The sequence below is a fragment of the Klebsiella sp. A-Nf5 genome (assembly GCF_002810545.1).
Lineage (GTDB): Bacteria > Pseudomonadota > Gammaproteobacteria > Enterobacterales > Enterobacteriaceae > Klebsiella > Klebsiella variicola.
Genome location: NZ_PIOG01000227.1, coordinates 53,806 through 75,714, shown reverse-complemented (window position 1 = coordinate 75,714; position 21,909 = coordinate 53,806). Strand labels below are relative to the sequence as shown.

General features: G+C 59.3%; 24 protein-coding genes, 3 tRNA genes and 1 pseudogene. 22 read left to right on the top strand and 6 right to left on the bottom strand.

The window, feature by feature from the left end:
* Positions 1 to 333, top strand: a 333-nt coding sequence (asr, locus tag CWM53_RS22820; RefSeq protein WP_100750873.1) for an acid resistance repetitive basic protein Asr, incomplete at its 5' end; no start/stop codon positions are given.
* 140 nt (positions 334 to 473) lie between these two features.
* On the opposite strand, the gene CWM53_RS22815 is transcribed toward asr, so the two are convergent.
* Positions 474 to 1,052, bottom strand: coding sequence for a TIGR00730 family Rossman fold protein (locus tag CWM53_RS22815; RefSeq protein WP_100729589.1), 579 nt, complete (start codon positions 1,050 to 1,052; stop codon positions 474 to 476).
* 254 nt (positions 1,053 to 1,306) lie between these two features.
* Here CWM53_RS22815 and CWM53_RS22810 point away from each other — a divergent pair.
* From CWM53_RS22810 to CWM53_RS22800, 3 genes are all read left to right on the top strand, one after another.
* A tRNA-Val gene (locus CWM53_RS22810) sits at positions 1,307 to 1,383 on the top strand.
* Positions 1,384 to 1,387: 4 nt separating this feature from the next.
* Positions 1,388 to 1,464 (top strand) — tRNA-Val (locus CWM53_RS22805).
* Between the two features lie 4 nt (positions 1,465 to 1,468).
* A tRNA-Val gene (locus tag CWM53_RS22800) sits at positions 1,469 to 1,545 on the top strand.
* Positions 1,546 to 1,671: 126 nt separating this feature from the next.
* Here CWM53_RS22800 and CWM53_RS22795 read toward each other — a convergent pair.
* Complete coding sequence (locus CWM53_RS22795; protein WP_100630589.1) at positions 1,672 to 2,430, bottom strand: SDR family oxidoreductase; 759 nt, start codon at positions 2,428 to 2,430, stop codon at positions 1,672 to 1,674.
* A gap of 98 nt (positions 2,431 to 2,528) precedes the next feature.
* Here CWM53_RS22795 and CWM53_RS22790 point away from each other — a divergent pair, with 98 nt between their 5' ends.
* Positions 2,529 to 3,455: an AraC family transcriptional regulator gene (locus CWM53_RS22790; protein ID WP_100729588.1), complete on the top strand. Its 927-nt coding sequence runs from the start codon at positions 2,529 to 2,531 to the stop codon at positions 3,453 to 3,455.
* Here the strand turns inward: CWM53_RS22790 and CWM53_RS22785 are convergent.
* Positions 3,452 to 4,336: a LysR substrate-binding domain-containing protein gene (locus CWM53_RS22785; RefSeq protein ID WP_100729587.1), complete on the bottom strand. Its 885-nt coding sequence runs from the start codon at positions 4,334 to 4,336 to the stop codon at positions 3,452 to 3,454. The genes CWM53_RS22790 and CWM53_RS22785 overlap by 4 nt on opposite strands.
* Before the next feature lie 156 nt (positions 4,337 to 4,492).
* Here CWM53_RS22785 and CWM53_RS22780 point away from each other — a divergent pair, with 156 nt between their 5' ends.
* Complete coding sequence (locus tag CWM53_RS22780) at positions 4,493 to 5,008, top strand: hypothetical protein (protein WP_100729586.1); 516 nt, start codon at positions 4,493 to 4,495, stop codon at positions 5,006 to 5,008.
* A gap of 7 nt (positions 5,009 to 5,015) precedes the next feature.
* Positions 5,016 to 5,852 (top strand): MBL fold metallo-hydrolase, encoded by an 837-nt coding sequence (locus CWM53_RS22775; protein ID WP_100729585.1) that lies wholly within the window; start codon positions 5,016 to 5,018, stop codon positions 5,850 to 5,852.
* A gap of 71 nt (positions 5,853 to 5,923) precedes the next feature.
* Here the strand turns inward: CWM53_RS22775 and CWM53_RS31335 are convergent, their stop codons facing one another.
* Complete coding sequence (locus tag CWM53_RS31335; RefSeq protein WP_165454478.1) at positions 5,924 to 6,073, bottom strand: hypothetical protein; 150 nt, start codon at positions 6,071 to 6,073, stop codon at positions 5,924 to 5,926.
* Between the two features lie 401 nt (positions 6,074 to 6,474).
* Here CWM53_RS31335 and CWM53_RS22770 point away from each other — a divergent pair, with 401 nt between their 5' ends.
* The 4 genes and pseudogenes from CWM53_RS22770 (at position 6,475) to CWM53_RS22755 (ending at position 9,133) form a co-directional block, all read left to right on the top strand.
* Positions 6,475 to 6,909, top strand: coding sequence for a winged helix-turn-helix domain-containing protein (locus CWM53_RS22770; RefSeq protein WP_074385653.1), 435 nt, complete (start codon positions 6,475 to 6,477; stop codon positions 6,907 to 6,909).
* Between the two features lie 45 nt (positions 6,910 to 6,954).
* Positions 6,955 to 7,670: pseudogene (locus CWM53_RS22765) on the top strand (hypothetical protein).
* Positions 7,671 to 7,754: 84 nt separating this feature from the next.
* Positions 7,755 to 7,964: a YdgH/BhsA/McbA-like domain containing protein gene (locus CWM53_RS22760; protein WP_004202908.1), complete on the top strand. Its 210-nt coding sequence runs from the start codon at positions 7,755 to 7,757 to the stop codon at positions 7,962 to 7,964.
* Between the two features lie 152 nt (positions 7,965 to 8,116).
* On the top strand, positions 8,117 to 9,133 hold the full coding sequence (locus CWM53_RS22755; RefSeq protein ID WP_206053093.1) for a zinc-dependent alcohol dehydrogenase family protein: 1,017 nt from the start codon (positions 8,117 to 8,119) through the stop codon (positions 9,131 to 9,133).
* A 36-nt stretch (positions 9,134 to 9,169) separates the two neighbouring features.
* Here CWM53_RS22755 and CWM53_RS22750 read toward each other — a convergent pair whose 3' ends face one another.
* Complete coding sequence (locus CWM53_RS22750; protein ID WP_008804599.1) at positions 9,170 to 9,805, bottom strand: carbonic anhydrase; 636 nt, start codon at positions 9,803 to 9,805, stop codon at positions 9,170 to 9,172.
* Between the two features lie 249 nt (positions 9,806 to 10,054).
* Here CWM53_RS22750 and CWM53_RS22745 point away from each other — a divergent pair, with 249 nt between their 5' ends.
* On the top strand, positions 10,055 to 10,684 hold the full coding sequence (locus tag CWM53_RS22745; RefSeq protein ID WP_008804598.1) for a LysE family translocator: 630 nt from the start codon (positions 10,055 to 10,057) through the stop codon (positions 10,682 to 10,684).
* A 4-nt stretch (positions 10,685 to 10,688) separates the two neighbouring features.
* Here the strand turns inward: CWM53_RS22745 and CWM53_RS22740 are convergent, their stop codons facing one another.
* Positions 10,689 to 11,459 carry a DeoR/GlpR family DNA-binding transcription regulator gene (locus CWM53_RS22740; protein WP_100729584.1) on the bottom strand — a complete coding sequence of 257 codons (771 nt, stop codon included), beginning with the start codon at positions 11,457 to 11,459 and terminating at the stop codon, positions 10,689 to 10,691.
* 90 nt (positions 11,460 to 11,549) lie between these two features.
* On the opposite strand from CWM53_RS22740, the gene CWM53_RS22735 reads away from it, so the two are divergent.
* The 10 genes from CWM53_RS22735 (at position 11,550) to CWM53_RS22690 (ending at position 21,791) form a co-directional block, all read left to right on the top strand.
* Positions 11,550 to 11,933 (top strand): VOC family protein, encoded by a 384-nt coding sequence (locus CWM53_RS22735; RefSeq protein WP_074385652.1) that lies wholly within the window; start codon positions 11,550 to 11,552, stop codon positions 11,931 to 11,933.
* A 303-nt stretch (positions 11,934 to 12,236) separates the two neighbouring features.
* Positions 12,237 to 13,463, top strand: a complete 1,227-nt coding sequence (locus CWM53_RS22730) for an SfnB family sulfur acquisition oxidoreductase (protein ID WP_100729583.1) — start codon at positions 12,237 to 12,239, stop codon at positions 13,461 to 13,463.
* 1 nt (position 13,464) lies between these two features.
* Positions 13,465 to 14,139: a methionine ABC transporter permease gene (locus tag CWM53_RS22725; RefSeq protein WP_008804593.1), complete on the top strand. Its 675-nt coding sequence runs from the start codon at positions 13,465 to 13,467 to the stop codon at positions 14,137 to 14,139.
* A 31-nt stretch (positions 14,140 to 14,170) separates the two neighbouring features.
* Complete coding sequence (locus CWM53_RS22720; RefSeq protein ID WP_074385651.1) at positions 14,171 to 14,947, top strand: MetQ/NlpA family ABC transporter substrate-binding protein; 777 nt, start codon at positions 14,171 to 14,173, stop codon at positions 14,945 to 14,947.
* 52 nt (positions 14,948 to 14,999) lie between these two features.
* Positions 15,000 to 16,043, top strand: coding sequence for a methionine ABC transporter ATP-binding protein (locus tag CWM53_RS22715; RefSeq protein WP_074385650.1), 1,044 nt, complete (start codon positions 15,000 to 15,002; stop codon positions 16,041 to 16,043).
* A 148-nt stretch (positions 16,044 to 16,191) separates the two neighbouring features.
* Positions 16,192 to 17,895 (top strand): ABC transporter substrate-binding protein, encoded by a 1,704-nt coding sequence (locus tag CWM53_RS22710; RefSeq protein ID WP_100729582.1) that lies wholly within the window; start codon positions 16,192 to 16,194, stop codon positions 17,893 to 17,895.
* A 44-nt stretch (positions 17,896 to 17,939) separates the two neighbouring features.
* Positions 17,940 to 18,899, top strand: coding sequence for an ABC transporter permease (locus CWM53_RS22705; RefSeq protein ID WP_008804589.1), 960 nt, complete (start codon positions 17,940 to 17,942; stop codon positions 18,897 to 18,899).
* Positions 18,896 to 19,846: an oligopeptide ABC transporter permease gene (opp4C, locus tag CWM53_RS22700; RefSeq protein ID WP_100630598.1), complete on the top strand. Its 951-nt coding sequence runs from the start codon at positions 18,896 to 18,898 to the stop codon at positions 19,844 to 19,846. Before CWM53_RS22705 ends, opp4C begins: the two co-directional genes overlap by 4 nt.
* Positions 19,843 to 20,823 carry an ABC transporter ATP-binding protein gene (locus CWM53_RS22695; RefSeq protein WP_100729581.1) on the top strand — a complete coding sequence of 327 codons (981 nt, stop codon included), beginning with the start codon at positions 19,843 to 19,845 and terminating at the stop codon, positions 20,821 to 20,823. Before opp4C ends, CWM53_RS22695 begins: the two co-directional genes overlap by 4 nt.
* Positions 20,820 to 21,791 carry an ABC transporter ATP-binding protein gene (locus CWM53_RS22690; protein WP_100630600.1) on the top strand — a complete coding sequence of 324 codons (972 nt, stop codon included), beginning with the start codon at positions 20,820 to 20,822 and terminating at the stop codon, positions 21,789 to 21,791. Before CWM53_RS22695 ends, CWM53_RS22690 begins: the two co-directional genes overlap by 4 nt.
* Positions 21,792 to 21,909: the final 118 nt, after the last annotated feature.

Here is a 21,909-nt window from a genome sequence, read left to right as displayed (position 1 = left end):
AAAGCCGCTGCAAAACCGGCAGCCGAGCAGAAAGCGCAGGCCGCTAAGAAACACCACAAAGCCGCTGCAAAACCGGCTGCTGAGCAAAAAGCCCAGGCGGCGAAGAAGCACCATAAAGCCGCTGCAAAACCGGCTGCTGAGCAAAAAGCCCAGGCTGCGAAGAAACACCACAAAGCCGCTGCGAAACCGGCAGTAGCGCAGAAAGCACAGGCTGCGAAGAAACACCATAAAGCCGCTGCGAAACCGGCAGTCGCGCAGAAAGCCCAGGCTGCAAAGAAACACCATAAAGCGGCACACCACGCAGCTAAACCGGCGGTTAAACCGGCGGCATAATGGTCAGGGCGTTAAGGTGATAAACCGGCGCTGAACAGCGCCGGTTTTTTTTCAGGAGGACATCATGCTGCAACGCTATCGCTTCGAATTGCTGCTGTTACTGCTCATCGTCTGCGCGCTGTTTACCCTGCGCTTGATGTTTAAATAGCGGGCTGCTGAACCCATTTACGGGCCGGCGGCGTATAGTCGCGAAAACCGGCGATAATCTCGTCTACCGAGGTAGCAAACGGCAGCATCTCCGCGTAGCGCGGGTGCATAAATCCTTCCCGTACCATGTTGTCGACCATCGCCTGAAGCGGATCGTAATAACCCTTGATATTCAGGAACGCGCACGGTTTCTCATGGATCCCCAGCTGCGCCCAGGTCCATTGTTCGAAAATCTCTTCGAGCGTCCCCGCCCCGCCCGGCAGGGCAATAAAGCCATCCGCCAGCGCCGCCATTTTGGTTTTCCGCTCGTGCATATCCTCGACCACATGCAGCTCCGTCAAGCCGCGGTGGGCAATTTCCCGCTCCACCAGGCCGCGCGGCATCACGCCGATCACCACGCCACCGGCCTCCAGCGCCGCATCGGCGACCGTCCCCATCAGACCGACTTTGCCGCCGCCATAGACAAGCGCCAGCCCCTGCTGCGCCAGCGTACGTCCGACCAGACGGGCGGTGTCGAGATACAGCGGATGTTCGCCAGCTGAAGAACCGCAAAAAATACCAATCGATTTCATCTTCGTTATGACTCCTTCTCTTCTGGTGGCCGATAATTTAACACAACGGCAACCCTACCGCGCAGAGTTAGACTGGCAGAAAAAAGCGAGTCATGACGCTCGCTGGCGAAGAAATATCCTTGTGGTTCAGTAAAATATATCCGGAATGGGTAAAAGTTCCGCAATCGCATGCAATGTGCAAGAAAAGTGACGTTTACCTCTTGCCACATCCTCTCCCTGCCGCTAATATGCGTCCCCGTTGTCACCACAACATTGCGTTCGTAGCTCAGTTGGTTAGAGCACCACCTTGACATGGTGGGGGTCGTTGGTTCGAGTCCAATCGAACGCACCATAATGCGTTTATAGCTCAGTTGGTTAGAGCACCACCTTGACATGGTGGGGGTCGTTGGTTCGAGTCCAATTAAACGCACCATAATGCGTCTGTAGCTCAGTTGGTTAGAGCACCACCTTGACATGGTGGGGGTCGATGGTTCGAGTCCATTCAGACGCACCAATCTCAAATTTTCCTTCATTAATTCCATTTGATGATTACCCTGCTTTTTTTGACTGAAACAGTGCACTCCTTTTACGCCTCAGCCTGACCGTCATCAGCCCCAGCAAGCGACAAATCTAATCCCATTTATCCGCGGCGAAGACTGGCCTGCGCCATCGCCATCGCCAGGGCATCTTCCCCTGCCGGCAGCCGCGAAGGGGCATCAGGATCGTGCACCATTCGCCAGACGGCCTGAGCGACATCGGTCGCCTGCGTCACGCTGGCGTTATCCTGCATGCTGTCGAAGATCTGCTGGCCGAGCGCCGTATAGCTCTCCGGGAGCTGGCCCATCGTTCGACGAGCGTTTTCCCCGAAGCGGGTCTGGGGAGCGCGTCCCGGCAGGATCAGCCCGACACGGATACTGAAGGGCCGAAGCTCCAGCGCCAGCGACTCCGTGAAGGCATTCACCGCCGCCTTACTCGCGGTGTAGACCGCCAGCAGGGGCATCGGTTGCAGGGTGACCGCCGAGGTAATATTAACGATCGTCCCGCTTCGGCGCGCTCTGAACCGGGGGATCACCGCCTGGGTCATGGCAATCGTTCCCAGGGTATTGGTGGCAAACAGGTCTGCTATCGCCTCGCGTGACGCGCCCTCCAGGGCATTAAGCATCCCCACCCCGGCGTTGTTAACCAGCACATCAATCTCTCCGGCTTCGGCAATGGCCTCTGCGATACTCTGCGCCGAAGTGACGTCAAGACGTACCAGCCGCAGGCGGTCGCTGGCGGGTAACACACCTTCCTGCGGAGCGCGCATTGTGGCGATAACCTTCCAGCCCTGTTCAAGAAAATAACGCGCCGTCTCCAGGCCAAAACCCGATGAACAGCCGGTGATCATAATCGTTTGCATATCTCTGTCTCCGAATGGCTTCTTCCTTTTGATCATAGACAGACCATGCCGGACGATATAGGGTCAATAATCCATCATTCTTTCGCAGGAGTCCGAAAATGAGCGATCCGCTGGCGGAGGTCATTGCCATGCTAAACCTCAGAGTGGTGCTGACCAAAACCGTTGAGGGGGCGGGAGACTGGCGAGTGATACGCTCGGACCAGGGGTTGTCATTTTATGGCGTCGTGCTGGAAGGAGGCTGTCGGCTGGAAATTGACCAGCATGAGCCGCAGATCCTGCGCGCCGGGGATTTTATTCTGATCCCGGCGGCGTACCGCTTCGCGCTAACCAGCCTGACCCCGTCCCCTTCACCAGCGCTGGAGACCATCCCGGTGCAACTGGCGGAGGGACACTTTCGGCTGGGAGCCCTCGACAAGCCTGCGCAGATGCAGGCGCTGATTGGCCACTGCGCTTCCGGTTCGACGAACGCCAGCCTGCTGGCCTCGCTGTTGCCAGCCTTTGTGGTGGTCCGCAATCAACCGCGGCTGGCCACCTTTGTCGGGCTGCTGAAAGAGGAAGCGCAGGCTGATCGTGCGGGCAAATCTTTCGTTCTGGCGCGGATGGTCGAGCTGCTTTTTATCGAGGCGATCCGTTCCTCCGGCACGCTCGCGACCCCCGGTCTGATGCGCGGGCTGAGCGACCCGCGGATCGCCCAGGCAATCCGCCTGCTGCATCGGGCCCCCGCCAGACGCTGGACGGTCAACGCCCTGGCCGCCGACTGCGCGCTGTCTCGCTCGACGTTATTTGAGCGCTTTACCGACCTGACCGGGATGACCCCGATGGGCTATCTGTTAGGCTGGCGAATGACCCTGGCCATGCAGTGGCTGGGCGAGAAGGGCATCAGCATTGCGGATATCGCCGAGCGCATCGGCTATGGCTCGGCCAGCGCGTTCAGCGTAGCCTTTACCCGCTATACCGGGATATCGCCGGGGAAATATGCCCGCCAGCGGGCGACGCTAAATGTCTCCGGGCCAGCCCTGACTTAACCGGCTACAATCTCCGTCTGCAGCCAGCGCTCAAACACCTGCAGCGCCGGCTCCCCCTCCCCGCCACCGGGTTTGATCAGGCAGAAGCGCTTGGCCAGCGTCGGAGAGCCCGGCCACGGGGCGACCAGCGTCCCGGCGCGCAGCTCGCTTTCCACATACATCTTCGGCACCAGCGCCACCCCCTGCTGGCTCAGTACCGCGGCGATGGCCATCTCATGCAGATCGTAGCGCGGCCCCTGCGCCGGATTATCCAGTGCCAGCCCGCATTCCCGGGCATAGTGCAGCCAGGCGTCAGGGTTCTGCCGCCGGTGAATGCGCGGCAATCGGTTAAGTTGCCCGGGGAGATCGTCATTCGTCAGCAACGCCGCATGACAGACCGGCAGCAGATACTCCTCGAACAAAAAGGTCACATCCATGCCAGTCCACGCCGGGTGATCAAAATGGATGGCCGCATCAAAACCGCTGCCCGGGAGGATGAAGGGATCGCTGCGGGCGGCAATATTGACCACGATATGCGGATGCTGCGCTGCAAAGCGTCCAAGCCGGGGGATTAACCAGCGGCTGGCAAAGGTAGGAAGCACGGCGATCTCCAGACTATGCCCATCGGAGGGCATCCCGCTGACATCGTGGGTATCCCGCTCCAGACGGGCAAGGATCTCGCGGACCTGGCGGGCATAGCGGGCGCCAGCCGGATTGAGCCGCACCCGGCTCCCCGTCCTGTCGAAAAGTTTACTGTCGAGGAGCGCTTCCAGACGGGCAATCTGCCGGCTGATGGCCCCCTCCGTTAACGCGAGCTCCGCCGCCGCGCGGGCAAAGTTGCCGTGACGGGCAGCGGCCTCAAAAGCCAGTAGCGCAGCGCTGCTGGGGATTTTACGACGCATAGCCAATGCTCCTTGTGCAGGCTCACCGAAAGTCAGTGATAGAATATCACTGACTATTGAATTAACATCGTTTTTCAGCGCCATTTTTAGCCGATAGGATGATGAAAACTCACTAAAGCGCTTTGCGCGCTCAATCATCTGTCTATCGAGGTCACTATGCTCTATGTCGTCGAATGCGCCTACACCGATCCCCAAAGCGAAGCGGCGTGGAATACCTTTTACAATCAGGAAAAACTGCCGGCGCTGGTCTCTGTGCCCGGTTTTTATGCCTCCCAGCGCTTCCGCGCCCTCAGCGAGGGCTGCCCCCGCTATCTGGCGCTGCACGATATCCACGATGTTACCGTCATCGACAGCGACGCCTACCGCCGCAACGGTGGCGGCCATTTTGCCCGCTGGCAATCGGCGATCACCGACTGGCACCGCCACCTCTATGTTGCAGATAGCGGCGTGCGGGAGGTCCGGTCTGATGAGGTGCTACTGCTGAGCGATACGCCTCAGACGCTACCCATCCCCCCGACAATCGTCCTGCTGCCTGGCGGCCTGGCGACGCAACAAACCCGGTATGCCGCCATCGTCCCGCATAACGACCTGCATCACCTGGCCACGGCTGCCGCCGTCTTTATCTATCAGCCCATCACCGCCCGGTTACGTAACCCGGCGCAACGCGCGTGAGGTCACCATGACACCAGTCCCCTTTTATACGTTGACCGCAGGCGACCTGACGGTGACCGCCGTCAGTGATGGTCAGATGTCGGCGCCACTGTCCTTACTCTCGGGTATCACGCCTGAGGAGGCGGAGCACCTGCAGCGGAACGCCGGGTTAGCCTCACCGGAGGTCATTGCGATTGGCGCCTATCTTATCCGCGGACGCGGGCACACCGTACTGGTGGATACCGGCACCGGTGGAGTCAATGGCGTCGGCGGTGCGCTTATCGCCAACCTGGCGCTGCTCGGCGTACGCCCTGAGGAGATTGACACCATCCTCCTCACCCACGCGCACCCGGACCACATCGGCGGGTTGCTGACGGCAACCGGCGCCCCGGCGTATCCCAACGCCACGGTGTTCCTGCCTTCGCGGGAACGCGCTTACTGGTTGGCGGCATCCACACTGGACAACGCCAGCGATCGCGGCCGGCGCAACGTGCTGCTCGTCCACCGCGTACTGGCGATCTGCGCGGCGCAAATTCGCGAAGTTGATGGTGAGGAGACGATCGCCGGGATCCACCCGTGCCCTCTGCCCGGCCATACGCCCGGGCATACCGGGTATCGTCTCGAAGCGGGCGATACCTCGCTGCTCATCTGGGGGGATATTGTCCATTTCCCGACCATTCAGACCACCCGACCGTCGGTGTCGGTCGCCTTCGACGTCGATCCTGAACAGGCCCGGCGAACCCGGGAAAGCCTGCTGCGCCAGGCCGCCAGCGAACAATGGCTGATCGCCGGCATGCATCTTGGTCTGCCCGGCTTTGCCAGGGTAGTGGAGAACCCTTCTGGTTATCTGTTGCAGTCGGTGTAAAAGTCGCAGAGGTAAGCCCTGCTTGTCCGCAGGAACAAGCAGGGCTTTATGTCAGGGGGTTGGGCAGGCCGCTAACTGCGGCTTTTCCAGGCTTTTTTGCTTTTGCAGCTGGCTTTGGTGGCGACCCACGGGTGGCGTAGCTGAGTCAACTGAAGATCCTGGGAGGCCGGGCTGGCCGACCAGCGTTTGGTACACAGAGGCTTACGAGTTGCAATGACCATAAAAACGCTCCTGAAAAGTAATGAACAATTCCCTGGGTAGTTCCATAAGTTCAGAATCAGCTTATCATCGCGTAACGGAAGTTATTTCAATCTTTGTTTTACTATGTAAATGGTGAAAGCCTCCTGAAATGAGCAAAATTGATCTAGATCAATATAAATGTATTTAGTTTTTCCTGACACCTATATATTCAACCGCTTACCAGTGCCTGACGTTTGTTTAAGACTTTTCCTATACCATACAATCCTGCAGAGAAATAATCATTTTTCAGATTTTTATTCTAGTTATGTATACGAATATGGTTATTTGTTTTGATTATTCTAACAGATAAAATTCACTTGGTCAGTCAGCAGCAGGCAGGTACTCTGCACCGGCAATAACTGGATTTGTCAGGGAGTGGTAGATGACTAAGGGCTATAAACTGCTTGGCTATAAGTTAGCAGATAATATTTTCTACTGCCTGCATCATCGGGAAATTATCGCGCTGCGAGGGACGCGAACGCAAGTTCAGCTACGCAGTACCATGGCCTGTTTACTGGAATATCTGTTGGCGCATGGCAGAGAACGGGTGGTCAGCGATGAAGAGTTGATGATTAACGTCTGGGAAAAAAATAACCTTCGCCCGTCTGCGCAGCGATTATGGCAGGTTATTCAGACGTTAAAAGCTCGTCTTAGCCAGGCTGGCGTTGAAAGCGCATTAATTATTCGGGTCAAGTGCGCCGGGTATTATATTAACAATGCGGTCGTAGCCGAAATTTACTCATTCAAACCACCGGGCATGATGAATTACATTAATACCTCGCCTGCTGATATGAATAAACTCCTGGTACGCAGCTAATCCCCTCTCCGCGCCGTTTACATCGCTTGTAACAGGGTTTATCCGTTGAATATTTTAATTCACAGCAATAATGTTTTTTTTAATATCGGCCTCGCCCAGTGTTTCAGAGATATTCAGGAGACCCTGCCCGGGCTGAACATTATTCATTCGCTGCCACTTAGCCATTTTCCCGATCCGGCTGGGCTGGATGTGATTATTTTATCGCTGGAAAACTTTCACGATTATCAGGCCGCCGCTGAATTAGCCCTGCGTTATCAGAGTCTGGTGATCGGCTTTACCTCGGCCGGCAACGTGAGGCGCGGACGCGCCTTTTTCGCGGATACCCTCCTGTGGGTTAGCCAGCGGGAAAGCGTTCTGGAGGTTGGCCGCCTTTTGCGCAGGCTGGCCGATCGTCGCTGGCCTCTGGTGCCGCGTCATCAGCGTCAGAGTACCTCTTCCCGTCAACGAGCCCCCCTCAACCGCCTGGAAATGCGCATGATCGCCGCCACCATGAAGGGACAGTCGGTGAATCAACTGGCGACCACGCTGGGGATCAATCGCAAGCGAGTCTATAACGGACTGGAACGGATTAAGGTGAATTTTCATCTGGTCAGCCATACCCATTTTCACCATTTTATGACCACCGGGCCAACATTTAACCCGCTCTCATCCGACCTTGCCAGTTATACGCAGGGGCAAGACTTGCCCGGCAGCAACAGGCCGCGTTGCACGCAGCGGAAAATCATTCATATTATTTGAACAAGATTCGCAAATTGTTTTGATTTTAACCTGCAAGAGTCAAGCGTATTCTTTATCACATCAGGGCAACAAGCCCTTTATCAGACACCAGATTAAGGAATACGACCATGAAATCCATCAAAACTTTCGTTGCTGTTGCTGCACTGTCTCTGTTCTCTTCTGTCAGCTTCGCCCAGAGCGTCAGCGCTACCGCTTCCACACTGGACCGTGCTGAAGCAAAAATCGCCGCCCAGGCCGCGGAACAGGGTGCATCCTATAAAATCACCAGCGCCCAGTTTAACAATCGTGTCCATATGACGGCTGAGCTGAGCAAATAATCCTTTTAGCCGTTAGCAATAAATAAAGCGCCGTTTTTAACGGCGCTTTATTTTTTCCCCTTTTCCCTTTCAGTGATGTCCCGACAGACAGGCTGTGGCGCTCTCCCCGTTCCCGACCAATACTGACTGTATCCTCCAGAAAAGAGAGCCTGATGATGAAAGCCTGGACAGTCAAAAAACCCGGTTCGCTTGAGAACCTGCAGCTTGTCGATCTTGCTGACCCCGGCGCGCCCGCCGCAGGCGAGATCCGGGTGGCGCTGCACGCCACCTCGCTGAACTACCATGATTTGCTGGTCGCGACGGGCGTTATTCCCACCGCCGATCGGCGGATCCTGATGGCGGATGGCGCCGGCGTGGTGGAAGCAGTTGGCGCCGGGGTGAACGAATTTCAGCCGGGTGACCGGGTGGTCGCGGGCTTTTTCCCGCAGTGGCTGGATGGCCGCCCCGGTCCACTGGTGAGCGACTTCAGTCAGACCCCGGGCGATGGCGCGGAGGGGTTCGCCTGCCAGTATGTCGTCAGGCCGGCCAGCCATTTTACCCATGCGCCTGAGGGGTGGAGTTTCAGGGAAGCGGCAACCATAACCACTTCCGGTCTTACCGCCTGGCGCGCGCTGGTTGTCGAAGGACGGTTAAAAGCAGGCGATACGGTACTGACGCTCGGCACCGGCGGCGTGTCGATAACCGCCCTGCAGCTGGCGAAAAGTATGGGCGCGCAGGTGATCGTCACCTCGTCGTCAGATGAAAAGCTCGCTCGTGCTCGCACGCTGGGGGCCGATCATCTCATCAATTACCGAACCACCCCGGAATGGGGCGCCGCGGTGCAGGATATCACCGGCCATCGCGGGGCCGATCTCATTCTGGAGCTGGGCGGTCCGGGCACCCTGGGGCAGTCGTTCGAGGCGGTCAGTGTCGGCGGACACATTGCGTTGATCGGCGTCCTGACCGGCTTCGAGGGTCATGTGCCCACCCATCTGCTGATGAGTAAACAGGCCCGGCTGCAGGGATTGGTGGTGGGTAATAGACGGCAACAGCAGGACTACGTCAACGCCCTGAACCTGCAGGCGTCGCGGCCGGTTATCGATAAAGTGTTTGATTTTACAGCCTTACCGGATGCCTTCCGCTATCTGCAAAGCGGCGCCCATTTCGGCAAAATTTGCGTGGAGTGGTGAGGGGATGAACAGGGCCTCCGTGCCCTGGGAACGGCTTTATTCGAAAAAGACGTCCGGATTTTCCGACAGGGAAACAAAGGATTTCGTGTTTTTATCCAGCGCCTGAATGTCGCCGCTTTCAATGTCGTAGAACCAGCCGTGCAGGCGCAGGGTATGGTCGCGCAGACCGACCGCCACCGACGGATGGGTTTTGATGTTGTTCAACTGAGCGATGACGTTTTCCTGCACCATGCCGTTGACCTTATCGGTTTCGCTGGCCCAGGTTTTCTTTTCCACCACCGCTTTCGCGGCATCAGCATAGCGCAGCCAGTGGGACACCGCCGGCATCGGCTCAAGGCACTGGCAGGTGGCGATCGCTTTCATCGCGCCGCAGTTGGAGTGGCCGCAGATCACGATATCCGTCACGCCCAGCGCAACGACGGCATATTCGATGGTAGCAGAAACGCCACCTGGCTCCGGCCCGAAAGACGGCACGATATTCCCGGCGTTACGAATGACAAAGAGCTGTCCCGGCTCCTGCTGGGTTACCAGTTCAGGCACCAGACGGCTGTCTGAACAGGAGATGAAAAGCGCTTTGGGATTCTGGCTGGAGGCCAGGCTACGGAAGAGCTCTTTACGCTGGGGGAAGATCTCTTTCTGGAAGTTGAGGAAGCCCTCAATGATATGTTGCATAGCAGTGTCTCTTCTCTGTAGTTATTACGGTATGACAAAGATCACAGTTATTCAGTTTACCATTGATGACAAGAATGGGAATCGTTATTCAAACAGTTGCGCAGAAAACGCGCGCCGCCAACGCCCGCTCCGCCCTGCCTTGTCCACACCTTTTTGACGTGCTTTCCTGAACCAGTTTGCTACTCTGTTTAGCTCAACCGTCCACACGGTACCGACCGCCTGCCGGCGGCGGACATCACAGGAGTCGCTATGTTCTTATCCAGCCTGATGGCCATTGCCGCGGTGCTGATCATGGGCGTGATCAGTCCCGGTCCAAGCTTTATCTTTGTCGCGCGCAATGCCGTCGCTCGCTCGCGCGTGCACGGTCTGGTGACCGCCCTCGGTACCGGCGCCGGCGCCGCCATTTTTTCCATTATGGCAATGCTGGGCCTGCAGAAGGTGCTCACCGCGGTGCCGGAGCTGTTTATTGGCTTGAAAGTAGCGGGCGGGCTCTACCTGTTATGGCTGGGCTATAAGATTTTCCGCGGGTCGGCGCAGCCGATGGACTTTTCCGCCAGCGGCATGGCTGGCAACCATTCGCTGCTGAAGACCTTCCGCGATGGGCTGTATACCCAGCTGAGCAATCCCAAAACCGCGCTGGTGTTCGCCTCAATTTTTACCGCCCTGCTGCCAGCGCAGATCCCCACCGCCTTTTACTACATCGTGCCGCTGATGAGCTTTCTGATTGACGTCAGCTGGTATTCGCTGGTGGCGCTGGTGCTGTCTGCCGATCGCCCGCGGCGCGTCTACCTGCGGCTGAAGCGGCGGATCGACATCGCCACCGCGACGGTGCTGGGGGCGCTGGGCCTGCGGCTTATCGCCACCTCCCTCACCCGCTAACGGGTTACACGGTATGGATGCGAATATCGTGCTGCTGAAAGGCAACGCGATATTCGCGACTGATATTCTCTTCGACCACCAGCACATCGATATCGCTGCTCGCGGCGACCACAAACCGCGCCACCGCTGGAATTTTATCCGAGGTCAGGCCGATGATTATTTCGCTGCACTGCTTAATCACCGCTTTCTTGAATTCGCAGTCGGCGTAGTCAAAACCGGTCAGGCCCGACTCTGGCGCCATGGCGCAGCCGCCGATAAACCCCTGGTCGAATAACATGCCCTGCACCTGAGCCACCGCCGCGGCGCCGACGCAGCCGCCGCTCGCCCGTTGCACCTGCCCCCCGAGGATCACCACGTCATACAACGGTTTTTTCACCAGTACCGCGGCGATCTCCGGTGAGTTCGTTACCACCGTCAGCGCCAGTTCGGCGGGTAGCGCCTCGGCCATCGCCAGATTGGTGGTCCCGGTATCAATGAAAAGGGTACCGCCGGGCTTCACCAGCCTGGCACACTGTTGCGCGATCCTGAGTTTTGTTGCTCGATTTTTATCTTTCCGTTCACTGTAGTCCCCGGCCTCCGGCAGGCTCAGCACCGCCCCGCCATACACCTTTTTACAGAACCCCTCGCGACTGAGCTCATGCAGATCGCGGCGGATGGTGTGCTCCGACACCTGAAGCCGCACCGCCAGCTCCGCGCAAACCACTCTGCCGTTTTCCTGCAGGATCTGGCAAATCAACGCTTGTCGCTGTTGGGGAAAAGCAGCATAATCGAGCACGATAACTCCTTAAATTATCAAAAACGAGCAACAGCAAGCATGATCGTCTGCGCTGCTTTGATTGTCAATGTTCCTGCCCGGAGGTTTACCATGAAAATTGCCCATTTCGCCCTGTGGACCCAACAGCTCGACGTCCAGGCCCGCTTCTGGGTCGAGTTCTTTGCCGCCAGCATCAATGAAAAATACCTAAGCCAGACCAACCCCGGCTTTGCCTCCTATTTTGTCACCATTGACGATGAGGTAGTGATCGAGCTGATGACCAAGCCTGGCCTGCAGCCGGCCAGCGCGGATAACAACCATACCGGCTGGGTACATCTGGCCCTCTCGGTGGGCGGGGCGGAACAGGTCGATGCCCTCGCCCAACGCGCCGAGGCTGCGGGGATACTGGTTTCACCGCCGCGGACCACCGGCGACGGCTATTATGAGGCAGTGATCGCCGATCCCGATGGCAACCTGATTGAAATCGTCGCCTGATCGGCAGACCGCCCTTGCGACGACGCACCGCTGACGTCCGCTCTGAACTGACCGCCTTGTTCCTTCCTTCACGCCCGGCGGTCGTTCCCTCTCCTGTTGCCTTTGCAACAGCCGGCGCAAAACGGCGCTGCATTTGCAGCAGTCCGCTCCATCAGCTGACATAGCCAACCCGCTTCCTGTCACGACTGCGCCTTCCTCTCTCGCTGGCACGCGTTTTGCTTACCCATACATATAACCCACAGGCATTATGAATTATTTATTTATCTAATTTGTGCATAAGCTATTCACTGAATAAGAGAGAAGATGATGTCAGCCAGTTCACCCGCACAGCCTTACACCCAGTCCACGCCGCAGGCGCATATTATTGCCAGCGATGCGGAAGCCCTCGCCATCGCCCATGAAATCGCCGCCGTGCTCAAACCCGGCGCCGCCGAGCGCGACCGCACGGGCATTGTCCCGGCGGAGATCGTCAACACCTATTCCAACAGCGGGCTGTGGGGCATCACGGTGCCGCGCCGCTTTGGCGGCGCCGAGGTCTCGGCCGCGACCCTCGCGCAGGTTATCGCCATTCTCTCTGCAGCCGATCCGTCGTTAGGCCAGATCCCCCAGAACCACTACTGCCTGCTGGAGGATATTCGTCTGCAGGGCAGCGACGACCAGCAGGCGTTCTTTTTCGCCCAGGTATTACAGGGCTATCGCTTCGCCAATGCCCTGTCGGAAACCGGGGGGAAAACGGTCCTTGATATTCGTACCCGTATCGAGGAAGGCACAGACGGTCTGCGGATCAATGGCCGTAAAGGCTACTGCACCGGCTCGCTGTACGCCCACTGGATTGGCATTCTGGCGCTGGACGCCGACGACCGCGCCCAGCTCGCCTTTGTGCCGCAGAACAGCCCTGGGCTGACGGTAGTTAATGACTGGGCGTGCCTCGGTCAGCGCACCACCGCCAGCGGCACTGTGCTGGCCGATAATCTTCCGGTTAATCCTTTCCACCTTTTTCCAACGTGGAAGTCCTACGCCAGCCCGACCCTTGCCGGCCCGTTCGCCCAGCTGACCACCGCGGCGATAGACGCCGGGATCGCCCGCGCGGCGCTGGACGATACCGTGGCGTTCGTGCGCCACAGCGCCCGGCCGTGGATCGACGCCGGTGTGGAGCGGGCGAGCGACGATCCGCTGACTATCTACCATATCGGTCAACTGGACAGCCGCCTTGCCGCAGCCGATGCGCTGTTGGAGCGGGCGGGACGGGTGCTCGACCGCTATAAAAATGACCTCAGCGAAGAGCATGTCGCCGAGGCGTCGCTGGCCGTCGCCCGCGCCAAAATCTGGACCACCGAAGTGGCGCTGGAGGCCGCCAGCCGCCTGTTCGAGCTGGGGGGGACTCGCGCCACCGGTGAGTCGCTCAACCTCGACCGCCACTGGCGCAATGCCCGGGTGCACACCCTGCACGACCCGGTTCGCTGGAAGTATCAGTTGCTTGGCAACTGGGTGCTGAACGGCATTGGCCCGCAACGACATGACTGGAACTGATATGACGAGTCTGCTGGCGTTTTTCGCGGAAATCGACTGGAACGATGTGGCCCAGGCCGCCCTCGATACCCTTACCATGCTGGCCTGGTCGCTGGGATGGACGGTACTGCTGGGGCTTCCGCTGGGGATCGTGCTCTATCTCACTGGCGAGCCGCGTTTGCTGTACGCCCCGCGCCTTTACCGCCTGCTGTCATTGTGCGTCAACGTGCTGCGATCCCTGCCGTTCATCATTCTACTCATCGTGATGATCCCGGTGACCACGTTGCTGACCGGCACCTCGCTGGGGGTGGAAGGAACTATTCCGCCACTGGTCGCCGGCTGCGCCCCGTTCTTCGCCCGGCTGGTGGAAACCGCCCTGCGCGAAGTGGAGCACGGCCTGGTGGAGGCCAGCTGGTCGATGGGCGGCAGCACCTGGCAGCTTATCTGGCACACGCTGCTGCCGGAGTCGCGGGCCGGGCTGATCGCCGCCGTGACCGTGACGGCCATTTTGCTGGTCGACTACACCTCGATGGCAGGGGTGATCGGCGGCGGCGGGCTGGGCGATCTGGCCATTCGTTTTGGTTATCAGCGCTTTCAGACTGACGTGATGGTGGTCACCGTCCTGATGCTGATCGCGCTGGTACAGCTTCTGCAAATGAGCGGCGACCGCCTGGTGCGCTACGTCAGCCGCAAATAACTTACCCTTCTCTGCTCAGGAAACCCTTATCATGAAAAAATCCATTATTGCCGCCGGACTGCTGGCCCTCTTCTCCACCGCAGCGCTGGCTAACGAGACGCTGATCGTCGGTGCCACGCCGGTGCCGCATGCGGAAATCCTTGAATTTGTGAAGCCGGTGCTGGCGAAGGAGGGAGTCGATTTACAGGTCAAAGTGTTTAACGATTTTATTCAGCCTAACCAGCAGCTGGCGGAGAAACACCTCGACGCCAACTACTACCAGTACCGGCCGTTCCTCGATAACTACAACCAGACCCGCCACACCAACCTTGTACCGGTGGTGGGAGTGCATATCGAGCCCTTCGGCGCCTACTCCAGCAAATACAAGACCCTCGCCGCGGTGCCTGACGGCGCCACGATCGCCATCCCTAACGATCCGGTGAACACCGGCCGCGCGCTGGTGATGTTAAGCAACGCCGGGCTGATTACCCTCAAGGATCCGCACAATCCGCAATCGGCAACGAAGGACATTACCAGCAACCCGCATCACTTTAAGATCCGCGAACTGGAGGGCGCCATGCTGGCGCGCGCGGTGAAGCAGGTCGACCTGGCCTTTATCTTTGCCAACTATGCGCTGGAGGCTGGTATCGACACCGATAAAGCGTTGCTGGTGGAAAAAGGCAGCGATCTGTACGTCGAATATCTGGTGGCGCGCCCGGACAACATTCAGGACCCGGGCATTCAGAAGCTGGCGCAAGCGCTGCATTCGGACGCGGTTCGTCAGTTCATTCTGACGCGTTATCAGGGCAAAATTTTACCTGGATTCTAATCACCGCGGGCAGCGGCGTCAGCCACTGCCCGGGCTAACGGAGCGCATCATCGTGACGCATATCCCTGCCCCACCGACTCATATTGAGTTTGCTGGTATCAGCAAAGCCTATCCTAACGGCGTGCAGGCGCTACAGGACATTGACCTGACCATCCGTCAGGGCGAAATTTTCGGCATCATCGGCCGCAGCGGCGCCGGAAAATCCACCCTGCTGCGCCTGTTTAATCGTCTGGAAAATGCTGACAGCGGCGAGATGTTCATCCACGGCGAGTCAACCATGCGCTACTCCACGCGCCAGCTGCGCGATCTGCGTCGGCGGGTGGCGATGATTTTTCAGCACTTTAACCTGATGGCCACCAAAACCGTGGCGCAGAACATCGCCTTGCCGCTGAAGATGGCTGGCGTCCCGGCCGACGAACGCCAGCGTCGGGTCAGCGAGATGCTTGAGCTGGTGGGCCTCAGCGCGCTGCGCGACAGCTACCCGGCCCGCCTCTCCGGCGGCCAGAAACAGCGAACCGGCATCGCCCGGGCGCTGGTCACTCAGCCGGAAATTCTGCTGTGCGATGAGGCAACCTCGGCGCTGGATCCGGAAAACACCCTGTCGGTGCTAACCCTGCTCAAGGAGATTAACCAGCGCCTGGGCCTGACTATCGTGCTGATCACCCACGAAATGGAGGTCATTCGCACCCTCTGCGATCGGGTCAGCGTGCTCGAGGGCGGGCGCATTGTCGAACAGGGCGATGTCTGGCGCGTGTTTGGCAACCCGCAGCACCCGGTGACGCGCGCCATGCTCGGCCTGCAGCACCCCGATCGCCCGGAGGCCGGGCCAGCGCTGCGCGACGGCGAGCAGATCGTGACCTTACGTTTTGACGGCAGCAGCGGTCGTGAACCCAATCTGCAGCATATCGCCAGCCTGCTGGGAGGCGACGCCCGACTGCTGTACAGCAACTGCGAGCGCATTCAGGGCCGGGTGATCGGCCAGCTGCAGGTCCGGCTGAGCGGGCCGCTGGCCGCCAGCGCGCTGGCGCAGGATGGCTGGGTCGCAGACAGCATTCTGACCCACCATCATCAGACAGCGGAAACCACTGCTTCTTAGCCATCGAATGAGATTATATTCCCGATCCTTTGCTAAGGATAATTAGTTATAAATCATAGCGTTTCAGTGTTAGACAGGGCGAAGTGCGCCTCTTATCTTTCGTCATGAATTGTAAATAACCACGCAATTATTTGATGAGGTAGCACTTTTGTCCAGATTACAACAAGGATTAAAAACCCGAAAAACCCGCTTCGCCCTGGCGCTAAAAGTGGCCCTGCTCGGCGGCGTGGTAGCATTTTCTTCTGTTGCCCATGCGGAAGGGATCCTGAAAGAAGGTATCACCCCGGCCACCGACGCCAGCCAGATCCCGGCCAGCGCCAAACTGCGGAAAGACACGGTGGTGGCCGGGATCTCCGAGCCGCAGGGGATCTTTAACCCCTACTTTTTCGTCAACGGCTGGGATGAGAACGTGACTAACGTGATTTTTTCACGCCTGATCGACTGGGACAGTCAGGGTAAGCTGGTCCCGGGACTGGCGGAGAGCTGGACGGTCAGCCCGGATAACAAAGTCTACACCATCAAATTGCGCCCTGGCCTGACCTTCAGCGACGGTTCACCGCTGACGGCGGAAGATGTCGCCTTTACCCTGACGGTCCTGCTCGACCCCAAATATGATGGCGATACCGACATCACCCTGGCCAATATCGCCGGCGGCGCGGACTACAAAGCCGGCAAAGCTGACAGCGTCAGCGGCCTGAAAGTCATCGACCCACTCACCCTGCAGGTGACCACCACCCAGCCAGGCGCCACCACGCTGGCCAAAATTGGCGGGCCGGTGCTGTCGAAAGCCTGGTACGGCAAAGGATATCAGCGGGGAAATCTCGACTATCTGCGTTCACTGCACGGCAAGCCGCTGGGCAACGGCCCTTACGTGTACGACAAATACATTCCCGGTCAGGAAATACGCTTCCATGCCAATAGCCATTTTTACCGCGGAACGCCGCCAACACCGCGCTTTATCTACCGCGTGACCAATCCGTCGACCAACTTCCAGCTGTTCCAGACCGGAGAGACCGACTATGACGCCTTTACCTCACGCCCCGACGATATTGAGCAACTGAAAATGCTCGGCTTCGCCAACATTAATCTTTACGGCTCCAGCGACTACAGCCAGGTGGAGTTCAACGTGCATCGCCCGGCGCTGCAGGATAAGCGCGTGCGCCAGGCGCTGATTTACGGCCTGGATCGGCAGAAGCTGATCGACGTGGTCTATCAGGGGTACGGCAAAGTCGCCATCGAGCCGATCGCCCCGATCTCCTGGGCCTTTAACGCTGAAGGCGTCAACCCTTACCCTTACGATCCGGCACAGGCCAAAAAGCTGCTGGATGAGGCCGGCTGGAAACCTGGCGCCGACGGTATCCGCGCCAAAGACGGCCAGCGCCTGGAGCTGACCCTGCTGGTGAGCAAGAAGGTGATCAACGACGCTCTGATCCCCATCGCCAAGGAGAACTGGCGGCAGATTGGCGTGCTGCTGAAGCCGCAGGTGGTGGATTTCAACGCCCTGATGGCGCAGCGCAAAGCCGGAAATTACGATCTGGCCTCCTTTAGCACCAGCACCCTCAACGACCCGCACGACGGGGTATGGGATTTCTACAGCAGCGAAGCTAAAGAGTCCGGCTACCATAACGAGGAAGTCGATAAGCTGATTAACGCCGGCAACGCGGTGCTCGACATTGAACAACGCAAGCCGATCTACCACCAGCTGTATAAAGTGCTGGCCGACGATCCGCCGGTGATCCTGCTCGGCTATCGCGACATCCTTTCCGCCAGCAGCGCCCGCGTCAGCGGCTTTAAGCCGGATATCTACAACGGCCTGACCGGCAGCCTGCCGGATGTAAAAATCGTCAAGTAAATCCCCTGGCCGCCGGGTTAACCGGCGGCTGATGTGAGACCGTCATGAAAAATTTCATCCTGAGGCGCTTGCTGCAAACGCTGCCGATGCTGCTGCTGGCCTCCTTCATTATTTTTATGCTGTTTGCCAAAACCCCCGGCGACTTTATCGATGGCAATATCACCCTGACCGCCGCCCGCGCCGCGGAGCTGAAGGCGATCTACGGCCTCGACCAGCCGCTGTTCACCCGCTACCTCCACTGGCTGGGACAGCTGCTGCGCGGTGATTTAGGCTTTTCACTGCAGTATCAGATCCCGGTCAGCCAGTTGCTCAACCAGTACATCTGGAACTCTTTTCTGCTGGCCAGCGTCGCGCTGGTCTTTTACTGGGGCATTGGCCTGGCGGTCGGCGTGGTTTCTGCCCTGCGCCCCGGCTCCTGGTTTGATCATCTGGTGAGCGTCGCCGTGTTTGCCGCCATGTCGTTCCCCACCTTTTTCCTCTGCCTGCTGCTGATTAAATGGTTTGCCGTCGATCTCCACTGGCTACCGGTAGGCGGGATGACCAATACCGGCAGCGACGAGAGCGGCTGGCAGTATGTGCTGCAAGTGGCCGCCCACCTGGCGCTGCCAGTGCTGGCGCTGGTGATGCTGCAGGCGGGCAGCCTGACGCGCTATGTGCGCGCCAGTATGCTCGACGTGGTGAAAATGGATTTTATCCGTACCGCCCGCGCCAAGGGATTGCAGGAGCGCACCGTGATCCTTAAACATGCCCTGCGCAACGCCCTGCTGCCGATTATCACCCTGCTGGGCTTCGAGCTGCCGGGGTTGTTCTCCGGGGCGATCATTACCGAGAAGGTGTTCAACTGGCCGGGGGCAGGCCACATCCATATCGACTCGCTGGCCGCCCGCGACTATCCGGTGCTGATGGGGTTTACCCTGTTTCTGGCGGTGCTGACGATCGTTGGTAATTTGCTCGCCGACGTGCTGTACGCCTGGGCCGATCCGCGTATTCGGGTGAGGTCATGATGATCCTGTCTTACTTTGCTTCCCGTCGCCGCCAACGGCAGGCGGCTATCCCGGCGCTGGCGCACATGACCCCCTCTCCCTGGCGACAGGGGTGGCGACAGCTGCGCCGTAACCGGCTGGCCATGTTCTGCCTGATCCTGCTGGCGGTAATGGCGGTGTGGTGCGTGCTGGGGCCCGTCTGGTCGCCGTGGAGAGATGATGCCACCGATGCCCTGAGCATCAACCAACCGCCCGGGGCGGAACACTGGCTGGGGACCGATTTCCTCGGGCGCGATGTCTACACCCGCCTGCTGCTGGCCGGGCGCATCTCGCTGATTATCGGCCTGCTGACCATGGTGATGTCGGTGTGCCTCGGCTACCTGCTCGGCGCCCTCTCGGGTTATGTCGGCGGGTTGACCGACAAACTGATCATGCGCGTGGCCGACCTGGTGATGACTATCCCCGGGTTACCGCTGTTGATCGTCGCCGGGGCGATGCTTTCTGAGCTCGATTTTTCGCCGGACTCGCGCATTTATATGGTGGTGGTGATGCTCAGCCTGCTGGAGTGGCCCCGACTGGCGCGGCTGGTGCGCGGACAATGTCTCTCCCTGCGCGAACGCGATTTTATGCTGGCCACCCAGGTGCTGGGCCTGTCAGCGCGTCGCCGGCTGTTTGGCCACCTGCTGCCGAATACCATTCCGATTCTGGTGGTGATGGCGACCATGGCCGTCGCCAACGCCATTCTCAGTGAATCCGCGCTGAGCTATCTCGGCCTCGGCGTGGTACCGCCGACGCCGTCGTGGGGCAATATGATGGATGCTGCCAATAGCCTGATCGATTTCCAGCGCCGCCCCTGGCTATGGATGCCGCCGGGCATCGCCATTTTTATCACCGTGATCGCCATCAACGTGCTGGGCGATGGCCTGCGCGATGCCATGGATCCCAATATGAAACCGAGGCTGAAATGACCACGCCGTTAGTCGCCTTTCATCATCTCTCCGTCTCTTTCGCCGGCGAACGCACTCGCGTGCGCGCGGTGCAGGAGGTCTCTTTCACCATTCAGGCCGGGCAAACCGTTGGCGTGGTGGGCGAATCCGGCTGCGGCAAAAGCGTCACCGCCATGGCGCTGATGGGTCTCCTGCCACCGCAGGCGGCGCGCATCGATGGCGGCGAGATCCGCTTCGCGGACCGCGATCTGCTGCGGCTGAAAGCCAGACAGATGACCGACCTGCGCGGCCACCAGCTGGCCATGATCTTTCAGGAACCGATGTCGGCCCTGAACCCGGTGTTGACCATCGGTGAACAGCTGTGCGAACCGCTGATCCGCCACCTCGGCGCCACGCCGAAAGCCGCCTGGCAGCAGGCCATCCAGCTGTTAAGCGAGGTCGGCCTGGCGCGCGGCGACAGCCTGATGACCCGCTATCCTCACCAGCTTTCCGGCGGCATGCTGCAGCGGGTGATGATCGCCATGGCGCTGAGCTGTCAGCCCAAACTGCTGATTGCCGACGAACCGACCACCGCGCTGGACGTCACCGTGCAGGCGCAAATCCTGCGCCTGCTGCGTGACCGGGCGCGGGCCAGCCAGATGGCGATGATGCTGATTACCCACGATCTGGGAGTGATCGCGCAGATGGCCGAGCAGGTAGTGGTGATGTATGCCGGACGGATCGTGGAACAAGGTGCCACCGCAGAGGTGCTACGGCATCCGCAACATCCTTACACGCGCGGGCTGATCGCCTCCCGCCCGGTGCCGGGTGAGAGGCGTCGGCGGCTGTACTCTATTCCCGGCCAGGTGCCGGATCTGGCCGCCCTGCCGGCGGGTTGCGCCTTTGCCGGGCGCTGCGAGCGGGCGACAGCGCGCTGCCGGGAGGCGATTCCGCCGCTGCTCGGTGAGCGCCAGCGGGCCGCCTGCTTTTACAGCGAATTTGCGGAGGCGACAGCATGAGCGAACGCTATGTTATTGAAGTGGATGGATTGAAAAAATATTTTCCGCTGCGCGACGGCCTGTTTGGCCAGCAGACCGGCGAGCTTCGCGCGGTGGACGGCGTCAGCTTTAACATCCGTCCGGGCACCATTTTTGGCCTGGTGGGCGAGTCCGGCAGTGGTAAAACCACCGTCGGCCGGACGCTGCTTGGCCTGTATGAGAAGAGTGCCGGCAGCGTGAAATTTCACGGTCAGGAGCTGGCCGACCTGACCGCGCCTGCCCTGCGCGCCATCCGGCCCAGAATGCAGCTGGTGTTTCAGGACCCCTACAGCTCGCTGAACCCGCGGTTGCGTATTGGCGACGCGATTGGCGAAGCCATGCTGCAGCACAAGCTGTGCACCCGCGATGAGCTGTATGACCGGGTGATAGCCGTGATGAAGATCTGCGGCCTGGCGCCGGAGCACTATGCCCGCTTTCCGCATCAGTTCTCCGGCGGCCAGCGACAGCGGATCGGTATTGCCCGGGCGCTGATCCTCAACCCGGATTTTATCGTCGCCGATGAGCCCATCTCGGCCCTTGATGTGTCGATTCAGGCGCAGATCATCAATTTGTTTTCCGACCTGCGCGACGACCGCGGTGTCACGTTCTTGTTTATCTCCCACGACCTCGGGGTGGTGGAGCATTTATGTGACGATGTGGCGGTAATGTATCTGGGACAGCTGGTGGAAAGCGCCAGCCGCGATGCGCTGTTCAGCCGCCCCCTCCACCCCTATACCCGTGCCCTGCTGGCCGCGGTGCCAACCCTCGATCCGCACAGCGAACCGCAGGCGCTGGTGCAAGGCGAGATCCCGGATCCGGCCAATCCGCCCGCCGGCTGCCGCTTTTCATCCCGCTGCCCGCAGGTCAGCGAACATTGCCGGAGAGAGGCTCCGGCGCTGCGCGAGGTGGCCCCGGGTCATCGGGTCGCCTGCCATTGGGTCGCGTCCTGAGCACAGTCGATGGGGTTATTTATTTCTAAACAACCGTCCGATTGTGCGCGGCAGCGCCAGGATTTACTATCCGCCCCGTCTTGTGAGACGCGTTATGAATGAAGCGTAATATTTTTGT